Here is a 20,616-nt window from a genome sequence, read left to right as displayed (position 1 = left end):
GGTTTCTTTTAAAAATACACGACGTTTTTTTGCCGTCCTTGTCCAAATTATGGAACTGAATACTGAGAAAATTTTTCGACGCGGCTCTAAAATTATGGTATAGTAGATATACTAAGATTCAGGAGGGCTATATGAAAATCATACGAAACATACCAGGGTTTTTTAAACTCTATACCACATTAAAAAGGTTAAATGAATATAAAAGCGAAATTGAGGACGCGAAAGCAAAAGGAGATGTGGAGCGGGAATGCCGCAACATCCTCATGGCAGAAACGGTTTGGTCCAGGGATGTTCTCAATATGTTCGGTTCGGAGCTGGTGGTCCATGGAGAAGAAAATCTGCCCCAGGAAGGACCGGTTGTCTATATCGCCAATCATCAGGGATATGCGGACATTATCGCTTATACGGCTTCGCTGAACACAATTCAGTTCGGATTTGTAGCAAAGGATAATCTGGGCAAAATTCCCATCTACGGCGAGTGGATCCGCAGAATACGAAGCGTTCTTATAAAACGGGACGACCCCCGCGCTTCCTTGAAGGCTATCGATGAAGGGATCGAATTGATCAACCAGGGCTTTTCCCTCATGATCTTTCCCGAGGGAACCAGGAGCAAAGGGCCTGATCCCGGCGATTTTAAGAGAGGCGCTTTCAAACTTGCCGTCAAGCCGGAAGTCCCCATCATTCCGGTATCGGTCTTTGGAAGCTATAAGATGTATGAAGAAACCGGCATTCTCAAAGGAACCAGAATCGATGTCATGATCCATCCCCGGGTAGAAACCAAGGGACTTTCCCGGAAAGAAGAAAAACAGCTGTGCCTGGATGTTGAAAAAACAGTAAAGGACGGAATCGCCAAACTGCGGGAGCTGCAGAACAGCTTGAAGGATGACCAGGGAAAATAAAGGGTTAAATAAAGGCCCGAGACCAGGGCAGACAGAGCGGTCAAGATCGGCCAGGCTGGCGCGGCCTCCCCGTATGGAGAAAATCATCGTGATCTGTGCCTAGCAGCCTTTTCAGCGATGATTTTAGGCCTTTTTCGCTGCCAATCCACCTAAAAACAGCAGGAAATTATCGCTTTTCTACCTTATTTTCTCTTCCCGCGATGAAAAATCATCGCAAACTTAGACCAAAACAAGCTCGAGCGATCATTTTGCTTTTCACCCTTTATGAATCCTGGCCCGAAGGGACCGCTCCTTTCCCAACAGTTCACAAAATGGGTCGAAAAAAGGGCACATCGCATTCGTTTTCTAATGCGACAGCCCTATAATCCTTTTTACGCGTCTGCCCCTCCCGGAACATCGTTTCCATCTGTTGTTTCTTCTGCCGGCTCCTTAGTCGGCTTTTCAGTCGGAGCCTGAGTTTCCGGCTCAGCAGGCTTCTGCGTTTGCTCGATGGTCTGCTCCTGGGTTTGTTGGGTGGAAGGTTGGGCGTTTTGGTCGTCTTTGTCCTTATAAACGTAAAAATAGTAATACGCGCCCGCTGCCGCCAAAAGCAAAACGATGATAATAACCAGTACTGCCGGCAGGATGCTGGTCTTTTTCTTTACATGTTTATGTACCACTGGCCGCTTGGATCCGCTCCTAGCGGATTTTTTAACCGTCTTTTTAGAAGAACGGCTGCTTCTTCTCTTATTGCGTCCAGAGCCGCTTTCCTCATAATCTTCGTACTCATCCTCATACGGAAGATCCCGGTCCATCGGACATCCGCAGTTCGGACAATTTTCTGCGTATTCCGAGACCTGGCGGCCGCATTCCGGACATTTGATTAATGCCATGATTAATTCCCCCTTTGATCTTACTTAAGCTTCCCCTTTTATTCATTCGCAGGTGCATCCGGTGCTTCAGTCGGTGCTTGTGTAGGAGCCTGCGTTGTAGACTGCTTTGTGGTCTGTTTCTGTGTCGTTGATTTTGTAGGTTTTGTCGTGGCCTTCGTCTCTTTTTTCTTAGTCGTTTCTTTTGAGGACGGCTGCTTCTCATCATAACTGCGATAAGTTTCTTGCGTGGTCACATCGGTATGATCGGTCATATCCGATGGATCTTTATTGGCTTTAGAAGGCCCTGCCATCGCAAAATAATAGGCAATACCTCCTCCGATTACGACGATGGCAATAATAACAATGAGGGCTATTTTCAGTCCTCTTTTATCATCCTTTTTCTTTTTCGATTTCTTCTTGCCAGAAAATGCGCTTTCCGAATTTTTTACCAGCCTCTGCTGTCCCGGCTTTCTCTTCTGTCCGCTCCTGCTTCTTCCGGCTCTCGCCTGCTGCATGGCCTCTTCCAGCTCTTTCTGGCTGTAAACCTGCGTATTGGTATTACTCTTCGTTTGATTGTTGTCCCAGCTGCGATCATCGATTTGATTTTCCTGGGCAATATCGGACATGGGACAACCGCAGTGGGGACAGGAACTGGCAAATTCCGAAACATATTCGCCGCATTCAGGGCATTTTAAAAGTGCCATAAGCATGCTCTCCTTTTTCGATTTTCCTCAATCAGATTCCAAGGCCAAAGTTATCCTTTACCCGCTTCATGGTTCTTTCCGCAATGACGCCTGCTCTTTCAGCCCCGTCTTTCAAGGTTTTTATCAACTCCTCAGAATTCCGAATTTCGTTGAACCTCTCCTTGATCGGAGTAAGGGCATCCACTGTTACTTCCACCAGATCCTTTTTAAAGTCACCGTATCCCCGGCCGTCGTAATCTTTTTCAATCTCAGAGATGTCCTTGCCGGAAAATACACTGTAGATGTTGAGCAGATTGGTAATTCCCGGTTTGTTTTCCGGGTCAAAACGAATGCTTCCCTCTGAATCGGTAGTCGCCCGCATAATGGATTTTTTAATCTTGGAAGGCTCATCCAGCAGAGAGATCCTGCTGTGGATATTTTCGGCGCTTTTGCTCATTTTCTTTTCAGGATCATCCAGGGCCATGATTCGTGCCCCTGCCTTTAAGAATCTTCCATCGGGTACTACAAACGTCTTTTTATATTTATTATTAATTCGAATTGCGATATCCCGGCAAAGCTCGATGTGCTGTTTTTGATCATTTCCCACGGGAACAATATCCGTATCATAAAGAAGAATATCGGCAGCCATGAGAATGGGATACGTAAACAGCCCTGTGGGCGCGGATTCTTTGCCCTTGCTTTTATCTTTAAATTGAGTCATTCTGGACAACTCTCCAGTATAGGAATTGCACGTGAGAACCCAAGAAAGTTCAGAGTGTCCCGGTACGTCGGACTGAACGAAAACGATGGATTTTGAAGGATCTACCCCAACGGCCAGATACAGGGCCGCCACATCCAGGGTGTTTTTTCTCAGCTCCTTTGGATCCTGGGGTACGGTAATCGAATGCATGTCAACGATGCAATAGATACATTCGTTTTCCTCCTGGAGCTCTACAAATTGCTTCAGCGCTCCTAAATAATTTCCTATATGAATATTTCCTGTGGGCTGCACGCCCGAAAAGACTCTTTTCATCTTGCTCCATATCCTCCTAGCATTGCGCTTCTCTCTGAAAGCGCTCTCTAATATTTTTTTCCGCCCGGGAAATCGTCATCTGTGAAACGCCCAATCTTTTTGCGATCTCTGCCTGGGATTTATCCTCTACGAACCGTTCTTTAAAAATATATTTGTTGGTATCACTCAGCTCATTGAGTACCTTGGAGATCATTTCCGTATATTCCAGCCTGTCATACCCTCCGTCTTCAATGGCCGCGTACTTTTCAAGAGCCGAAGATTCTCCTTCTTCTCCCGACTCATCAAAGGTCTGGTTAAGGGAATAAGCATTGTAAGCCATGCTGCCTTCCATCGCCTGCAGAACCTCTTCTTCTGAGTAACCGATATAATCGGCCAATTCAGGTATGGTCGGATTTCTCTGCAGCTGATTGAACAGCTCTTCCCTGGCCGACTGGATTTTTCCTGAAAGTTCTTTCAGCCTTCTGGGGACCTTGACGCTCCATTCCTTATCGCGGAAATATTTTTTAATCTCCCCGATAATTGTCGGCGTGGCAAAGCTGGAAAACTCATATCCCTTGGACGGATCAAATCTCTCTACAGCAGCAATCAGGGCCATGGCGCCGACCTGATACAGATCATCGTATTCCACACCCTTGTTCAAATATTTTCGAATCAAAATATCTACCATATACAGATAAGATTCCACAATTTCATTTCTCAGTGTTCGATCTTTTGTCCTCTGATATTGGTTGAACAATTCTTCCTTCAGCATCTATTCTTCACCATTCTAATACTGTTGTTTCCGTCTTGTGCCTTAACGATTTCTACTTCATCCATCAGTGATTTAATGATATATACGCCCAGATTGCCTTCATTGGGACAATCAAGACAAGGCTTTTTATGCTTTTCGAGACCATGTTCGCAAGACTTGTCAGACACTGTGACAATCATCCGATCCTCCTCGATCATACATTCAACCTCATAAAAATTGCTGAAACCATCGAAACCGTGGCATGTAATATTCTTACATGCCTCTCCAACTGCGATTTCAATGTCTTCAATGGCTTCGATATTAAAATTTGCCGTTCCCGCGGCGGACCCAACAGCCAGCTTGGCTATTTTAACATATTCGGGTTTACCCGGTATTGAGAATTTTAACAAATCACCCATTTGGCTTCTCCTATTCTGTCTTCATATGAATCTGACTACTGCCGCTGTCATTTGATTTTTTACCTTCTTCTTTCGGCTCATCGTCTATATCTTCCTCTTTGATCACCTTTGCCATGGCAATAATATTGGAATCTTCTTCAACTTTCATAATTTTAACGCCCTGGGTCGCTCTGTTCAAAACAGATACTTCCTTGGCTTCTATACGAATTACAATACCGTCGGAATTAATCAACAGTATCTCATCATCCTCATTGACCACCATGGCGCCTACCAGTTCACCCGTCTTTTTAAACTTGGCCTTATCGTAAGTCAGCAGGCCTTTTCCGCCTCTTACCTGAATCTTATAATCTTTAACCGGCGTTCTCTTTCCATAGCCATTAGTCGTTACAACCAAAAGCTGCTGATCCGGCTGTACCAGTTCCATGGAAACGACTTCGTCATCGCCTTCCAGCTTGATTGCACGAACGCCTCCTGCGATCCTTCCCATTGGTCTTACATCGTCCTCTGAGAAGCAGATGCATTTTCCATGTTTGGTAACAATGATTACATTATCGGTTCCCGTTGTCTGTTTGATATCCACCAGCTGATCGTCTTCTTTCAGATTAATGGCAATCAAGCCGGTTTTACGATTGGTATCAAAGTTGGCAAGGGCTGTCTTTTTGATGGTACCATTCTTCGTTACCGCAATCAAATATTTTTCTTCCGAAAATTCCTGAATTGGAATCACAGCAGTGATTCGCTCTCTCTGCATCAGATTGAGGAAGTTAACGGCAGGAGTTCCCTTGGCCGTTCTGGTCGCTTCGGGAATTTCGTAGGCTTTGATCTTATGCGCTTTTCCCGTATTGGTAAAGAACATCAGATAATCGTGGGTCGAGGTCATGATCAGATTTTTTACAAAATCGTTTTCCCTGGTGGTAAGCCCAGTAATTCCTTTGCCGCCTCTTCTCTGAGTTTTATAAGTGTCCGCCGGTATACGCTTGAGATAACCCAGGTGGGTCAAGGTAACAGCAACCTGCTTTTCCTGAATCAGATCTTCTTCGTCGATTTCCGTCGCGTTGGCTGTAATCTTGGTTCTTCTCTTGTCTTTATATTTTTCTTTGATCTCCAAAAGCTCATCGCGGATAACGCTCATCATCTTGTCATCGTCCGCCAGCAGCGCTTTGTAATAGGTAATGCGCTTTTGCAGTTCCGCGTATTCTTCTTCAATTTTTTCCCGTTCCAAACCTTGCAGACGGGCCAGTCTCATATCAAGAATCGCTTGAGCCTGTATTTCTGAAAGGCCAAAACGCTCCATCAATTTTTCTCTGGCATCGTTGTAACTGGAACGGATGATTCTTATGATCTCATCGATGTTATCCAAGGCAATGCGCAGACCTTCCAAGATATGGGCTCTTGCCTCCGCCTTTTTAAGATCATATTTTGTTCTTCTGGTTACCACATCGAACTGATGCTTCAGGTATTCATCCAGAATCTCGTACAGATTGAGAATCTTTGGTTCGCCCCTGACAAGAGCGATCATAATCATGCTATAGCTTTCCTGCAGCTGGGTATGCTTGAACAGCCGATTGAGGGTAATCTGAGGATTGGCATCTTTTTTCAGTTCGATGACGATTCTCATACCTTCTCTGCTGGAAGATTCGTCGCGGATGTCGGAAATTCCGTCCACCCGTTTATCCTTAACCAGCTCGGCAATCTTTTCAATCAGTCTGGCCTTGTTAACCTGATAAGGAATCTCGGTCACAATGATCTGGGATCTGCCGCGGGTAGTCTCTTCAATCTCCGTCTTTGAACGTACAATAACTTTTCCCTGTCCGGTGCGATAGGCATTTTTGATATTGTTCTTTCCCATAATCATGGCGCCTGTCGGGAAGTCCGGTCCCTTGACAATTTGAATCAGATCGTCAATGGTACAATCTTTATCTTCAATCATCTTTACCGCAGCATCGATGACTTCTCCCAGGTTATGGGGCGGAATAGAGGTCGCCATGCCAACCGCGATACCGTTGCTGCCGTTGACCAGCAGGTTGGGAATTCTAGAAGGAAGAACCACTGGTTCTTTCTCTTCCTCATCGAAGTTGGGCATAAAGTCAACCGTTTCTTTGTCAATATCCCGCAGCATCTGCAGGGCGAAAGGCGTCATCCTTGCCTCTGTATAACGCATGGCAGCTGCGCCGTGACCGTCTACGGAACCAAAGTTTCCGTGGCCGTCCACCAGCATGTATCTTGTGGAAAAGGGCTGCGCCAGCCTTACCATAGCATCGTAAATGGAACTGTCCCCGTGAGGATGGTATTTACCCATTACTTCACCGACAATACGAGCCGATTTCTTGTATGGCTTGTCCGGTGTTACGCCCAGTCCGCTCATTCCGTATAAAATTCTCCTGTGAACGGGCTTCAGTCCATCCCGCACATCAGGAAGGGCTCTTCCAACGATTACGCTCATGGCATAGTCGATGTAGGAGTCTTTCATTTCCTTGTATATCTCATGTTGGATCAGTTTCTGATCCTCAATTAAATTTGCCACTTGTTACCCCCTGTTTTCTAAATATCCAGATTTGCATAGGTTGCATGTTCCTCGATAAACTTTCTTCTCGGCGGAACCTTGTCTCCCATCAGCGTGGTGAAGATATCATCGGCCGCTGCCACATCATCCAGCGTAATTTGAACCAAGGTTCTGGTTTCAAAGTTCATGGTCGTATCCCATAGCTGGTTTTCATCCATTTCACCCAGACCTTTATATCTCTGAACTTCTGCTTTTCCAGGTTTTTCGGCGATGGACGCCAGCAGCTTTTCCTGCTCCGCATCTGAATAAGTGTAGTGAACTTCTTTTCCCTTCTTTACCTGGAAAAGAGGAGGCTGGGCAGCGTAAACATAGCCGCCTTCTATGAGCGGTGTCATATACCGATAGAAGAAGGTCAAAAGCAGCGTCCGGATATGGGCGCCGTCCACATCGGCATCGGTCATAATAATAATCTTATGATACCTGAGTTTTTCAAGGTTAAAGTCATCTCCGATTCCGCAGCCGAAGGCGGTAATCATATTTTTGATTTCATCAGAGTTCAAAATCTTATCCAGCCTTGCTTTTTCAACGTTTAAGATCTTGCCTCTAAGTGGAAGAATCGCTTGTCTTTTCCGGTCGCGGCCGTTAATAGCCGTACCGCCGGCCGAATCTCCCTCTACTAGAAAGATTTCAGAAACGCTGGGATCCTTCTCCGAGCAGTCGGCCAGTTTTCCCGGCAGGGAAATACCATCAAGAACGCCTTTTCTTCTCGTCAGTTCTCTGGCTTTTCTAGCTGCTTCCCTGGCTCTTGCGGCCCGCAGGCATTTATCGAGAATAATTCTCGCCTGAGCCGGATTTTCTTCCAAAAATGCAGTCAGGTTCTCATTGGTGGAAGTTTCGACGAATCCTCTCATCTCACTGTTTCCCAGCTTGGTTTTGGTCTGCCCTTCGAACTGGGGATTGGTCAGCTTAACTGAGATGATGGCCGTCAGTCCTTCCCTTACGTCTTCGCCGGAAAGCGAGTCATCATTTTCTTTCAAAAATTTATTTTTTCTGGCATAGTCGTTGAATACCCTTGTCAGGGCTGTCTTAAATCCCACCATGTGGGTACCGCCCTCAGTAGTATTGATATTATTGGCATAGGAAAGAATCAGTTCATTGTATCGATCCGTATACTGCATGGCGATTTCAACTTCCATATCCTTTTTCTTTACTTCAAAATAAACGATATCCTGGTGAAGCGCTTCTTTATTCTGATTCTGGTGTTTTACAAATTCCCGGATTCCGCCCTCATAGTGGAAAACCTCTTCTTTTTTCTGACCTTCCCGTTCGTCTTTTAGGGTAATTTTGATTCCTTTATTGAGAAAGGCCATTTCCCTAAGGCGGTGTTCCAATGTGCCGTAGTCGTATTCCGTTTCATCAAAGATCTCAGGATCCGGCCAGAAAGTAGTCTTTGATCCTGTCTTTCTCGAATTTCCGATCTCTGTCAGGGGAGATGTGGTCTTTCCTCTTTCGTAAGTCTGTTTATAAACTTTTCCATTTCTGCGTATTTCCACTTCCATGTGGGTTGAAAGTGCGTTGACAACCGATGCTCCTACGCCGTGAAGACCTCCGGAAACCTTATATCCGCCTCCGCCGAACTTTCCGCCGGCATGGAGGACCGTATGAATGACTTCCACAGCAGGAATTCCCAGCTTTGGGTGCTTGTCTACCGGCATGCCTCTGCCGTCATCTTCAACCATGATCGAATTATCTTTTTGAATGGTTATATTGATTGTCGTGCAATAGCCTGCCAGGGCTTCGTCCACACTGTTGTCCACCACTTCGTAGACCAGATGATGCAGGCCCCTTGGTCCGGTACTGCCTATATACATTCCCGGCCTTTTGCGGACCGGCTCTAATCCTTCAAGCACTTGAATCTGTTCAGCATTGTATTGCTGCTGCTTTACATCTGCGCTCATTAATCGCTTCACCTCTTTATCTTTTGATTTCAGAATCTGTCAAATTCCATAGATATATCATTATACAACAAAAACGCACCGTTTACAAGTTTAAGTGCGTTTTGATGTTTTTTTATTATAATCTTGTTTTATCAAGCTATAAGGCTCATTTAAAGCGTCTGAGACTAATAAATTTCTTTTAGAATAGTATTTAAGAAATTATTTTTCCGTTTTCTATGTTAAAATAGCGGATTTCCCCCAGGGATTGGATAGCCTGACGGGAAATTTCGGTGGTGGTAATAAAGATCTGCGTGTCGCTCAAAGACCGGATCAAAAAGTTCTGCCGTTCCTGATCCAACTCAGAAAGAACATCATCCAATAAAAGAATTGGATTTTCGCCAGTCTCTTCTCGAATCAGACGGATTTCCGATAGTTTGAGAGAAAGAGCCGCTGTCCGCTGCTGGCCTTGCGATCCGAAATTCCGTATATCGATGCCGTTTGCTTTTAGCTGAAGATCGTCTTTGTGTGGACCTTTCCCTGTCGTACGGTTCCTAATATCGCGCCTTCTGCATTTTTGGAGCTCTTCAATAAAAATTTGTTTTTGATTTTCACAAGTCTGAATGCTGGGTTCATAAAAAATTTCCAGATATTCTTTGTGATTGGTGATTCCCTGGTGGATTTGACTGCTGATTTTGCTGAGTTTTTTTATGAATTCATTCCTCTGAGCAATGATTTGGCTGCCGTACTGGGCCAGCTCTGCATCCCAAATCTCCAAAACGCCCTCATCAATGCGCGGCTCTTTCAAGTAAGCATTTCTTTGAAGCAGCGCTTTTTTATAACGATTAAGATTATCGTAGTAAGAAGGCTTTATTTGGCACAGTTCCCGATCGATGAATTTTCTTCTTTTTTCAGGCTCATCCTTAACGATCCTCAGATCTTCTGGTGAAAAAATAACGATATAAATCTGCTCTAAAAGCTGAGACATTTTTCTAGCCTTGGCACCGTCGATTTTAATGCCCTTTTTTCCTTCCTGGTTTACCGCTATCTCTACCACCAGCTCCTCTTCTTTAAATGCTTTTACCCGAACCCGAAAAAAGTCTTCTCCAAACCGGATCATTTCTCGATCTTTGTTGGTTCGAAAAGACTTTCCCATAGATGTTATATAAATACTCTCCAATAAATTGGTTTTTCCCTGGGCATTCTGCCCAAGGAAAATATTTACGTTTTTATGAAATTCTGCTGTTAGCTGCTCATAATTCCGAAAATCTTTCAGCTGTATTTCTTTAATATACATAATTAGTAGTTTGATGCTATTCTTACTGGAAGGATCAGATATTCGAATGTATTTCCAATCAAAGGTTTTACCAGACAAGGGGTTGTACTGGTATTGAACTCCATGAGAACTTGTTCATCGCTGACTGCTTTTAAAACATCGATTACATATTTGGAATTAAATCCGATTTCCAAATCCTCTCCTGTTTTCTCCATAACGATTTCTTCCTTCACATTCCCTTCTTCCGATCTAGAGGTGATCGTAAGAAGATTATTCTTTATGGTCAATTTTATTAAATTATTCTTTCCTTCCTTAGCCAATAGAGATGCACGCTCAATGCTTTCCAGCAGAACGGCCCTTCCCACTTCCACTTTTGTCTGATTCTGAGTCGGAATAATATCTTTGTATTTGATAAATTCGCCTTCCAGTAGCCGAATGACAATTTTAGTAGTTTCTACCAGTATGACGGCCTTTTTATTGCTGAGCATAATTTGAATATCACCTTCATCTTCTGCTTCCGAAACAATTTTATTGATTTCATTGAGGATTTTAGCGGCGACGACGATCTTTGTGCTTTCCGCACTCTTCATAGGTTCTCTTGCAACAGCCATACGGAAGCCATCAAGTGCAACCATATTAACTGTATCCGGTTCAATTTCCAATAAAACGCCTACAATAATTCCCTTTGATTCATCAATGCTGGCGGCAAAGGAGGTTTTTCTTACCATATCTTTAAAAATTTCTTTATCAAAGGATAAGGTCTCTGGTTGTCCTTCCAGCTCACTGATATTTGGAAATTCGTCGGCAGCAAGTCCTACGATTGTAAATTCTGAAGATGCTGTTTTAATAAGAACATTGTTGCTTTCTTTTTCTTCAATAAGTATATCCTCATTGGGAAGTTTGCGGATAATGTCACTGAATAGCTTTGAAAGGACAACAATCGATCCTTCTTCTTCCACGTTAACATCAATTTTCTTTTCAATACTCAAATCCAGATCAGATGCAGAGAGTGTCAAAGTACCGTCCGATGAAGCTTTTAATAAAATTCCTTTTAAAATGGGAATTGTTGTTCTCGAAGTCACTGCTTTTGAAACTGTATTTAAAGCTTTTGATAATGATTGCTGGCTGCATGTGAATTTCATAGTTTTACCTCCAAAAGGATCCAAAAGACCTTTATTCTCTTTATATATATTTATAGTAATAGTAGTAATAGGGGCTGTTGATATTGTTGATAACTGATTTGCGCTTTCATTTTTGAACGAAATTTGTTCGTCAAAAATTGTTTGTAACCTGTTTTTTTTGTTCAGTTGGTATGTGCATATCTTGTCAGTTTATTTTCCGTTTAATTCGTCTTTGAGCTCATCAATAATATCAGCTGTTTCTTGGCTTGTTTTTACTTCCGCGGCAATTTTTTCATAAGCGTGGATGACGGTGGTGTGATCTCTTCCGCCAAAAGCTTCTCCAACTTTGGGCAGTGAAGTTTCTGTCAGTTCTCTGCACAAATACATGGCAATTTGTCTTGGATAGGCCAGGTTTCGGGTTCTTTTGGCGGATTCAATATCGGCGATTTTAATATTAAACTTTTTGCAGACTGTCTTTTTTATCGATTCACAAGAAATATTAAAGTCGCTGGCCGATAAAATATCTTTGAGGATGTTTCTAGCAAACTTAACGGTGATCTTTTCATTTAAAAGCGTTGAAAAACTGGTGATCCTGGTAAATGCGCCTTCCAACTCCCGAATATTAAACTTAATTTTTTCCGCGATCAAGCCAATGACTTCAAAGAGGTCGTCGTCCAGATCTACGTTTTCCAATTCTGCCTTTTTTCTAAGAATGGCCACTCGGGTTTCATAGTCTGGAGGCTGAATATCAGCGATCATGTTCCATTGAAATCTCGATGTAAGCCGGTCTTCCAAGTTGACCAGCTTGTTGGGCGCTCGGTCGCTGGAAATGATAATTTGCTTGTTGAGATCATAGAGCGTATTGAAGGTATGAAAAAATTCTTCCTGCGTAGCTTCTTTTCCTTCGATAAACTGGATATCATCAATCAGCAAAACATCGATGTTTCTGTATTTTTGTTTGAAAGCGCGAATCCGCTTGCGGTCCTCCAGTGATTTGATCAATTCGTTGGTGAACATTTCCGATGAAACATAGAGTACCTTTTTTTCAGGATGATTTTCCATTATGTAGTGGCCGATGGCATGCATTAAATGGGTTTTTCCAAGACCGGAACCGCCGTATATGAACAGGGGATTATAGGCCATGGATGGAGCATCGGCAACGGCCAGGGCTGCTGCGTGGGCATATTTGTTATTATTGCCTACAACGAAGTTTTCAAAATTGTAACGTGGATTGAAATAAAATTCATCCTTGAGGATTTTTTTCGGATTTTCTTTTATCTTTTTCTCTTCAATTTCATCTTCACTTTCATCGGGTTTCAACTGTATGACGACCCGATACGGTTCTTTTATAACCGTTTCTGCTTTTTTTTGAAGGTTCTCAATATACCTGGTTTCCAGGACTCTTTGTGAAAAGCTGTCGGGCGTCTCCAGATAAAATAGCTTTAATTCTTCGTTGATTTCTTTTGGTATAAGAGGAAGGAACCAGGTTCTATAACTTACACCGGTAAGTTCCAGCTCAAAGAGCCTTAACATTTCTTCCCAAATTGCGTTCATATCTTTCATTGTGATACTTACCCTTTTCTTTTATCCGCTTTCTTGCTATTTTTGTGATAGCACTATCATAACAAAAAAGTTATCCACAGGCAAATGTAAAATTTTTTTTGTTGAAAAAATAAAATTTGAGGAAGTTATCCACTAGTTGTGGACAAAATTGTGCAAAGTTTTCACAGATGCAAATAGATCTTGATTCTTCTCCAAAAATATCAAGCACATCGAATTAAAACAAGGATAAAAGAATTGACATGACACTGGCTCAAAGGTATAATGGTAAGGCATATGTACATGCTTTATACGGATGATGAAACATATGGAATTAAATAATAGTAAGGAGGTGTTTTGAAAATGAAAATGACTTATCAGCCTAAGACAAGGCAGAGAAAAAAAGAACACGGCTTTAGAAAAAGAATGAAGACGAAAAACGGTAGAAATGTTTTAAAGAGAAGAAGAGCAAGAGGAAGAAAAGTGTTATCAGCATAGAGACCGCAAGCGTGGTCTTTTTGTCTACTTCAAGGGTTATGGATCTGCGGCCCCGCCGCATGAACGGATAAATGCCCTTTAACACAGAGAAAGTTAAGCTATGCTAAAAAAAGAAATATTAAGAAGAAACGGCGATTTTTCTTCCATCTATAAAAAGGGAAAGTCTGTGGGAGATCGTTTTGTTGTTGTTTTTTACAGAAAAAATAATCTCCCCTATACCAGAATCGCTTTTTTAGCAAGCAAAAAAGTAGGAAACAGTGTAACGAGAAACAGAGCCAGAAGGCTTATGAAAGAGAGTTACAAAACGATTCAAGAACAGCTGGCTATAGGATACGACATAATCTTTATAGCGCGAAAGACAATTATTAATTCGAAATATGCGGATGTGAAAAAATCAATTGAAGCCGCAACCAGGAGAGCAGGTATTTTGAAAAAATAAGAAGGTGATGCTTTGAGAAAACTATTGATTCTCTTGATAAAGGGTTATCAAAAATTTATATCCCCTTTATTTCCACCTACTTGCAGGTTTTACCCAACGTGTTCCACCTATTTTATTCAGGCATTGGAAAAGTATGGATTTTTCAAAGGCAGTTATCTTGGAATCAAAAGAATTTTAAAGTGTCATCCCTTCAACCCGGGAGGTTACGACCCTTTAAAATAGTGGAGGAAATGAATGTACACAATATTAGGAGTAATAGCAAAACCTCTTGGCTGGTTACTTAGTTTTTTATATGGATTTATTGATAACTACGGGATTACGATCATTGTTTTTACGATTATAGTAAAACTATGTCTTTACCCGCTGTATATAAAACAGACAAAATCCATGGCCAGAATGTCGGAAGTGCAGCCTAAGATGCAGGCGCTTCAGAGGAAATATGCCAACGATAAGGAAACTTTAAATATAAAGATGGCGGAGATGTACAAGGAAGAGAAGTTCAATCCGATGGGCGGTTGTCTACCGATGCTCATTCAGATGCCGATCATCATGGGTCTCTTTGCATTGCTCAGAACTCCGATGACTTACATGAACGATGACAGCATGTTATTCGCAGTACACGAAAAATTTCTGTGGATCATGGACCTCAGTCAGCCGGATAAATGGATCCTGCCGATTTTAGCGGGTATTGCAACCTTTATCGCATTTTCTTTGAATCAGCAGCAATCGGACGATACCGGAGCAGCGGCTCAGATGAACGGCATGATGAAGATGATGAAATACATTTTTCCGATCATGATTGTATGGATGGGCAGATCCTTTCCTGCAGGCCTGGCGGTTTACTGGGCTCTAGGACAGGTAATGCAGATCTTCTTTAATTTACATCTGAAGTCAGTCAGAAAGAAAATGAAAGAAGAAGCGAAGAAAAAAAAGAAAAAATAACTGAATCCTTTCGTTTATATATGGAGGAACATGAATATGGATTTTTCAGAAAAATGGGGTACGGACGTTGAAGAAGCGGTCAAATTGGCCCTGATTGATTTAAAGCTTGAAAGAGATGAAGTCGAAGTGACTGTTTTAGAAGAACCTTCAAAAGGTTTTTTTGGAATCGGTTCAAAGCTAGCCAAGGTGAGAGTGGAACCTAAGAAGAAAGAAGCTGTACCGGAGCCGGAAGTAAAAGCTGAATACAAATCGGAACCGGTTGAGATGGATACTAAAGAAGATAAGCGGCCTGAACAAAGAAAAAAAGAAAAGAAAAAGAGAGAAAGAAAAAAGCCAGTTATTCCAAGAGAGCCGGAAGAAGAACTGACTGTAGTGGAAGAACATCCGGCACTTGAATTTCTCAGAGAAACGACTGAAAAAATGGGACTGACTCTGGACATTACGGCAAAGACTGGAGATAATAGTGTTTATGTTAATATGAAGGGCAAGGATTCCGGTACGGTCATTGGAAAAAGGGGACAAACTCTGGATGCGATCCAGTATCTGACCAGCCTGGTCGTTAACAAAGAAAACGAGAAGTATATCCGGGTTGTAGTCGATGCGGAAAACTATCGATCCAAAAGAGAAAAGACGCTGGAGCAGCTTGCCAACAGACTTGCTGAAAAAGTTGTAAGAACCAAGAAGAGCGTTAGGCTGGAACCGATGAATCCTTATGAAAGAAAGGTGATCCATGCCACTCTTCAGGGAAACCCCAATGTAACGACGAAAAGCGAAGGTGAAGAACCGTACAGAAGGGTTATCATTGAGCTGACAAAATAAGATGAGAGTGACCCGCTGTTTGCGGGTCTTTTCGTTGAAAGGATGAAATATGGAAGAGACAATTGCTGCTATTGCAACTGCATATGGAGAAGGAGGGATCGGCATTGTCAGGATCAGCGGTCCCAAAACCTTTGAAATCCTGGAAAAAGTCTTTATACCGGCCAGAAGCGGGATCATAAATCGTAAATTGACATATGGATATGTGGAAGATCCCAAAAGCGGCCAAAAAATTGATGAGGTATTGGCTGTCTTCATGAAAGAACCGTACACTTATACGAAGGAAGATGTGGCGGAAATCCATTGCCATGGAAGCATGGTTTCCCTTCGAAAAACGTTGGAGCTGGTTCTGCGGCAGGGAGCCCGTATGGCTGAGCCGGGAGAATTCACAAAGAGAGCTTTTTTGAACGGACGATTGGATCTTTCACAGGCAGAGGCAGTCATCGATCTGATACGGGCAAAGACGGATAAAACCTTCGATGTGGCGCTGGGACAATTGGACGGACAGCTTTCCCAAAAGGTAATTCATATTCGAAAGGCCCTGTTGGATCTTCTGGTAAATGTAACGGTTAATATCGATTATCCTGATGAAGATATCGAGGAGATGACCTACGAGGAATTGGAAATCGAAATATCGCAAATAAACGATATGATTGAAAAACTACTGGTTACAGCTGATACAGGCAGGATTATAAGAGAAGGTCTTAATGTTGCTATCATCGGAAAACCCAATGTGGGAAAGTCTTCTTTGATGAATGAATTACTTAAAGAGACGCGGGCGATTGTAACGGATATTCCAGGAACAACAAGAGATACCATCGAAGAAGTTGTAAGTATAAAAAATATACCGGTGAGGCTGACCGATACTGCTGGAATTCGGAAGACCGATGATACTATTGAAAAGATGGGCATCGAAAAGAGCAAAAAAACCTTCAATGAGGCGGATCTCATCATTTTTGTCATGGACAGCAGCCGGGAGATCTCCCAGGAAGACCAGGAAATCATTCAATATATCGGAGATCGCAGGGCAGTGGTTCTCATCAACAAAATCGATCTTGGAAAGTCGTGGAACAGAGAGAAAGTTGAAACCGTGATGCCCAATGCTTCGGTAGTGGAAACTTCTTTGCTTAAAAAAGTGGGGATCGAGGAAATCGAGCAGGTTATTCTGGACATGGTTTACAGCGGAGAAGTTAAGCAGAATGAAAGTCTGATGGTGACCAATGTCAGACATAAAGAACTTTTAGAAAAGGCAAAAGACGCGCTCGCCGATGCCAGACATATGACCTTGGAAAGGGAGGCGTTGGACTTTATTGAAGTTGATCTGAAAAATGCGTATGAATGGTTAGGCGAAATTATTGGAGAAACGGTTTCCGATGATATTATAAATGAAGTTTTTTCAAGATTTTGTTTAGGTAAATAGGGGAAAGAAAATGGCACAATTTTTAATGGGTGAATATGATGTGATTGTAGTAGGAGCGGGCCACGCCGGATGTGAAGCAGCGCTGGCCAGCGCCCGCATGGGAAAAAAGACGTTGATCCTTTCCATTAATCTTGAAGCTGTGGCCATGATGGCCTGTAACCCTTCCATTGGAGGTACGGGTAAGGGGCATTTGGTCCGTGAAATCGATGCTCTTGGCGGTGAAATGGGAATCAATATTGATAAAACCTTCATCCAAAGCAAAATGCTCAATACTGCGAAAGGACCTGCCGTTCATTCCCTGCGGGCCCAGGCGGACAAAAACCGCTATCATGAAGAAATGAAAAGGACGCTAGAGCTGCAGGAAGGTTTGGACTTGAAGCAGGGAGAAGTGGTTGATCTGGTGATCGAGGATGGAAAGGCCTGCGGCGTGGTTTTAAAGACCAATTCTGTCTATCGGGCAAAAGCGGTCATTTTGGCTACCGGTACCTTTCTCAAGGGAAAGATTTTTATCGGTGAGAGTGCTTTTGACAGCGGGCCTAACGGCCTGGCACCATCCATGGAGCTGGGCGATCAGCTGCGAAAATATGGACTTCCCATGCGCAGATTCAAAACGGGCACACCGGCCAGAGCTTTGGGGAAAAGCTTGAATTACGATAAAATGACGGAGCAGACGGGAGATGAACAAATCGTCCCATTTTCCTTTTTAAATGATGAGCTGCAGGGAGAACAGATTTCCTGCTGGCTGACTTATACCAATGAGGAAACCCATACGGTCATTCGAAATAATTTTCATCGGTCAGCGCTGTTCGGCGGTCAGATTGAAGGGGTGGGTCCCAGATATTGTCCATCCATCGAAGACAAGGTTAACCGCTTTGCTGATAAAAAAAGACATCAGCTTTTTATCGAACCGGAGGGCCTTACTACGGATGAGATGTATATACAAGGAATGTCGTCAAGCCTTCCTGAAGATGTACAAGAACAATTTTATAAGACAATACCTGGTTTAGAAAACCTTGAAATCGTAAGGCCAGCTTATGCAATCGAATATGATTGTATTGATCCGTTGGATTTAAAATTAAATTTAGAAAACAGGCAAATTGAATATTTATTTTGCGCTGGTCAATTTAATGGAAGCTCCGGCTATGAGGAAGCAGCGGCGCAGGGTTTGATGGCCGGAATTAACGCAGTGTTAAAAATTGACAGACAAAATTCTTTTATTCTCGACAGAAGCGAGGCTTATATTGGCGTTCTAATCGACGATTTAGTGACAAAAGGTACTAATGAACCTTACAGAATTATGACCAGCAGAGCGGAATATAGGCTGGTTCTCAGGCAAGACAACGCAGATCTCCGTTTGACGGAGAAGGCTTACGCCCTGGGATTGGCTTCGAAAACCAGATATCAAAGATTTTTAGAGAAAAAAGAAATCGTTGAGGAGGAAAAAAAGAGATTGGCACATGCGATGGTAGCGCCAGAAGAAATTAATTCTGTTTTGGAAAATTTAGGAAGTACGCCGGTTAAAACAAAGATCTCTCTTTTGGAACTGATGAAGCGTCCTCAAGTTACCTATGAAAGTCTCAGCGCGGTTGATCCTGAAAGACCGGAACTTTCCAATCATGCGAGGAACCAGCTGGAGGTTCAGATTAAATACGAGGGGTATATTGGCAAGCAGGAACAGCAGATTCAGCGGTTTAAAAAATTGGAAGATAAAAAGCTGGACAGCAATTTTGACTACGAACAGGTGGAAGGCCTGAGAATCGAAGCCCGCCAGAAACTCAATCAATTCAGGCCGGTTTCTCTGGGACAGGCGTCGAGAATTTCCGGCGTATCCCCGGCGGATATCAATGTGCTGCTGATTCATTTGGAGAAGATGAGAAGGAAAAAATCATGAAACAACTTGTAAAGGCTTTCGAAGAATTAAAGATTAATTATGACGATATACTTTTGAAAAAGTATGAAACATATATGGAAGGTATTTTAAAGTGGAATGAGGCTGTAAATCTAACCTCCATAACCGAACCTTCTCGATTTATACAAAAGCATTATATTGATTCCCTGCTTTCTGTTATTTATAAAGAATTTCAAAACGCCGAGCTGATTATCGATGTGGGAACGGGCGGCGGATTTCCCGGGATTCCTTTAGCACTTGCAGCTCCCGATAAAAAATTCGTTCTCATCGATTCTCTCAACAAACGGATCAAGATTATTAAGGAACTTTGCGGAGAATTGGAGATCGATAACGTTACGGCTATTCATGGAAGGGCGGAGGAGTTGGCCCGCAATAAAAACCACAGACAGAAATACGATCTTTGTGTTTCCCGGGCCGTAGCCAATATGGCGACTCTATCTGAATACTGTCTTCCTTTTATAAGAAGAGGCGGGTGGTTCCTAGCTTATAAAGGACCAAATACGGATGAGGAAATCAAGGAATCTGCAAATGCCCTGCGTGTGCTGGGAGGAAAGATTCGGAGAGAAGAGCATGCGAAGCTGTCCAATTTTAATTTAGAACATAAGATTATTTTTATAGAAAAGACGGGCGATACCCCTTCGAAATATCCGAGAAAAGCGGGAACTCCATCGAAAGACCCCCTAAAATAGAAAATTTAGGGGTTTTTTGTTGAAAGAAAACCCTTTTCCCAGTGTATAACTCCTGCTAAGATAAAACTGGGACAAGGAGGGAGACATATATGCTGATCAAAAAAGTGACCGAGATTCCTATCGATTTAATCTTTGCCAATCCGGAACAGCCGAGAAAAATATTTGGAGAAGAAGAGCTTCTTGAATTGAGAGACTCCATTAAAGAATACGGTGTTATACAACCGATTATTTTGAAAAGAAACAATAACGGGTCTTACATAGTAATAGCAGGCGAGCGGAGACTGCGGGCAGCTGGGATGGCCGGACTGACCAAAATACCTGCTATTGTCCGCGAAGCGGATGATAAGGATGCTGCTATTATCGCTTTAGTGGAAAATGTACAGCGTGAAAATTTAGGTTATATGGAAGAGGCGCAGGCATACAATCGATTGATGGAAGAGTTCGAACTTACTCAGGGGGAATTGGCAGAGCGGGTCGGAAAAAAGCAGTCGACTATTTCCAATAAAATCAGGCTGTTAAGCCTGCCGGAGGATATACAGAAAGCATTGATTGCCAATCGCCTGACCGAACGTCACGCCAGAGCTTTGCTGAAAATACCTGATGATGAAACCAGGAAAATGGTCATTGACCGTATCGTTTCGCATGGCCTTAATGTAAGGCAAAGTGAAAAATTAATTGAAGATGTCTTGGAAAAGCAGCAGGAGGAAAAACGCAAGCAAAATAAAATAAGATATATTAGTTATAAATTGTATCTTAATACGATTAGAAAAACATTTAATGAAATCTTTCAAGTAGAGCAGGGAGCCAAATATACGCAGGAAGATAAAGGGGAATATTATGAAGTAAAAATAACCATACCTAAAAACACTCCAAAACAGAAACAGGTAGTTAACCAATAAAGGAATGTTTCACGTG

The 20,616-nt window shown here is 42.7% G+C and carries 20 protein-coding genes; 10 read left to right on the top strand and 10 right to left on the bottom strand.

Going from position 1 to position 20,616, the window contains the following annotated elements:
• Positions 1-131: 131 nt before the first annotated feature.
• Positions 132-899, top strand: a complete 768-nt coding sequence (locus tag NIA71_RS13985; protein WP_253020719.1) for a lysophospholipid acyltransferase family protein — start codon at positions 132-134, stop codon at positions 897-899.
• Between the two features lie 371 nt (positions 900-1,270).
• On the opposite strand, the gene NIA71_RS13980 is transcribed toward NIA71_RS13985, so the two are convergent.
• The 10 genes from NIA71_RS13980 to dnaA all read right to left on the bottom strand — a co-directional run bounded on the left by NIA71_RS13980 (position 1,271) and on the right by dnaA (position 13,003).
• The gene (locus tag NIA71_RS13980) at positions 1,271-1,771 is read right to left on the bottom strand and encodes a DUF4366 domain-containing protein (protein WP_148398159.1); all 501 of its coding nucleotides are present in this window, start codon (positions 1,769-1,771) and stop codon (positions 1,271-1,273) included.
• A gap of 38 nt (positions 1,772-1,809) precedes the next feature.
• Positions 1,810-2,454 carry a zinc ribbon domain-containing protein gene (locus tag NIA71_RS13975; protein WP_253020718.1) on the bottom strand — a complete coding sequence of 215 codons (645 nt, stop codon included), beginning with the start codon at positions 2,452-2,454 and terminating at the stop codon, positions 1,810-1,812.
• Between the two features lie 31 nt (positions 2,455-2,485).
• On the bottom strand, positions 2,486-3,466 hold the full coding sequence (trpS, locus tag NIA71_RS13970; protein WP_148398161.1) for a tryptophan--tRNA ligase: 981 nt from the start codon (positions 3,464-3,466) through the stop codon (positions 2,486-2,488).
• 16 nt (positions 3,467-3,482) lie between these two features.
• Positions 3,483-4,217 (bottom strand): SigB/SigF/SigG family RNA polymerase sigma factor, encoded by a 735-nt coding sequence (locus tag NIA71_RS13965; protein WP_148398162.1) that lies wholly within the window; start codon positions 4,215-4,217, stop codon positions 3,483-3,485.
• Positions 4,211-4,615 (bottom strand): ATP-binding protein, encoded by a 405-nt coding sequence (locus NIA71_RS13960; protein ID WP_148398163.1) that lies wholly within the window; start codon positions 4,613-4,615, stop codon positions 4,211-4,213. Before NIA71_RS13960 ends, NIA71_RS13965 begins: the two co-directional genes overlap by 7 nt.
• A 10-nt stretch (positions 4,616-4,625) precedes the next feature.
• On the bottom strand, positions 4,626-7,139 hold the full coding sequence (gene gyrA, locus NIA71_RS13955) for a DNA gyrase subunit A (protein WP_269478365.1): 2,514 nt from the start codon (positions 7,137-7,139) through the stop codon (positions 4,626-4,628).
• A 17-nt stretch (positions 7,140-7,156) separates the two neighbouring features.
• Positions 7,157-9,076, bottom strand: a complete 1,920-nt coding sequence (gene gyrB, locus NIA71_RS13950) for a DNA topoisomerase (ATP-hydrolyzing) subunit B (RefSeq protein WP_148398165.1) — start codon at positions 9,074-9,076, stop codon at positions 7,157-7,159.
• Positions 9,077-9,266: 190 nt separating this feature from the next.
• The gene (gene recF / locus NIA71_RS13945; protein WP_253020717.1) at positions 9,267-10,349 is read right to left on the bottom strand and encodes a DNA replication/repair protein RecF; all 1,083 of its coding nucleotides are present in this window, start codon (positions 10,347-10,349) and stop codon (positions 9,267-9,269) included.
• Between the two features lie 2 nt (positions 10,350-10,351).
• Complete coding sequence (dnaN, locus tag NIA71_RS13940) at positions 10,352-11,494, bottom strand: DNA polymerase III subunit beta (protein WP_253020716.1); 1,143 nt, start codon at positions 11,492-11,494, stop codon at positions 10,352-10,354.
• 165 nt (positions 11,495-11,659) lie between these two features.
• Positions 11,660-13,003: a chromosomal replication initiator protein DnaA gene (gene dnaA, locus NIA71_RS13935; RefSeq protein ID WP_148398221.1), complete on the bottom strand. Its 1,344-nt coding sequence runs from the start codon at positions 13,001-13,003 to the stop codon at positions 11,660-11,662.
• A 348-nt stretch (positions 13,004-13,351) separates the two neighbouring features.
• On the opposite strand from dnaA, the gene rpmH reads away from it, so the two are divergent.
• The 9 genes from rpmH (at position 13,352) to NIA71_RS13890 (ending at position 20,600) form a co-directional block, all read left to right on the top strand.
• Positions 13,352-13,486 carry a 50S ribosomal protein L34 gene (gene rpmH, locus NIA71_RS13930; protein ID WP_148398168.1) on the top strand — a complete coding sequence of 45 codons (135 nt, stop codon included), beginning with the start codon at positions 13,352-13,354 and terminating at the stop codon, positions 13,484-13,486.
• 100 nt (positions 13,487-13,586) lie between these two features.
• Positions 13,587-13,925: a ribonuclease P protein component gene (gene rnpA, locus NIA71_RS13925; protein ID WP_148398169.1), complete on the top strand. Its 339-nt coding sequence runs from the start codon at positions 13,587-13,589 to the stop codon at positions 13,923-13,925.
• Positions 13,926-13,937: 12 nt separating this feature from the next.
• Positions 13,938-14,147 (top strand): membrane protein insertion efficiency factor YidD, encoded by a 210-nt coding sequence (gene yidD, locus NIA71_RS13920; RefSeq protein ID WP_148398170.1) that lies wholly within the window; start codon positions 13,938-13,940, stop codon positions 14,145-14,147.
• A gap of 12 nt (positions 14,148-14,159) precedes the next feature.
• Entirely contained in the window at positions 14,160-14,867 is a 708-nt protein-coding gene (locus tag NIA71_RS13915) for a YidC/Oxa1 family membrane protein insertase (protein WP_253020714.1), read from the top strand.
• A 36-nt stretch (positions 14,868-14,903) separates the two neighbouring features.
• Positions 14,904-15,686: an RNA-binding cell elongation regulator Jag/EloR gene (gene jag / locus NIA71_RS13910; protein WP_253020713.1), complete on the top strand. Its 783-nt coding sequence runs from the start codon at positions 14,904-14,906 to the stop codon at positions 15,684-15,686.
• A gap of 49 nt (positions 15,687-15,735) precedes the next feature.
• Positions 15,736-17,103: a tRNA uridine-5-carboxymethylaminomethyl(34) synthesis GTPase MnmE gene (gene mnmE / locus NIA71_RS13905; RefSeq protein ID WP_148398173.1), complete on the top strand. Its 1,368-nt coding sequence runs from the start codon at positions 15,736-15,738 to the stop codon at positions 17,101-17,103.
• A gap of 10 nt (positions 17,104-17,113) precedes the next feature.
• Positions 17,114-18,994: a tRNA uridine-5-carboxymethylaminomethyl(34) synthesis enzyme MnmG gene (gene mnmG, locus NIA71_RS13900; protein WP_253020712.1), complete on the top strand. Its 1,881-nt coding sequence runs from the start codon at positions 17,114-17,116 to the stop codon at positions 18,992-18,994.
• Positions 18,991-19,701 carry a 16S rRNA (guanine(527)-N(7))-methyltransferase RsmG gene (rsmG, locus tag NIA71_RS13895; protein WP_253020711.1) on the top strand — a complete coding sequence of 237 codons (711 nt, stop codon included), beginning with the start codon at positions 18,991-18,993 and terminating at the stop codon, positions 19,699-19,701. Before mnmG ends, rsmG begins: the two co-directional genes overlap by 4 nt.
• Positions 19,702-19,790: 89 nt before the next feature.
• Entirely contained in the window at positions 19,791-20,600 is an 810-nt protein-coding gene (locus NIA71_RS13890; protein WP_253020710.1) for a ParB/RepB/Spo0J family partition protein, read from the top strand.
• Positions 20,601-20,616: the final 16 nt, after the last annotated feature.

This window comes from Ihubacter massiliensis, assembly GCF_024125305.1.
In the GTDB taxonomy this organism is placed as follows: Bacteria; Bacillota; Clostridia; order Peptostreptococcales; family Anaerovoracaceae; genus Hominibacterium; species Hominibacterium faecale.
This window is presented reverse-complemented; position numbering and strand designations above follow the sequence as displayed.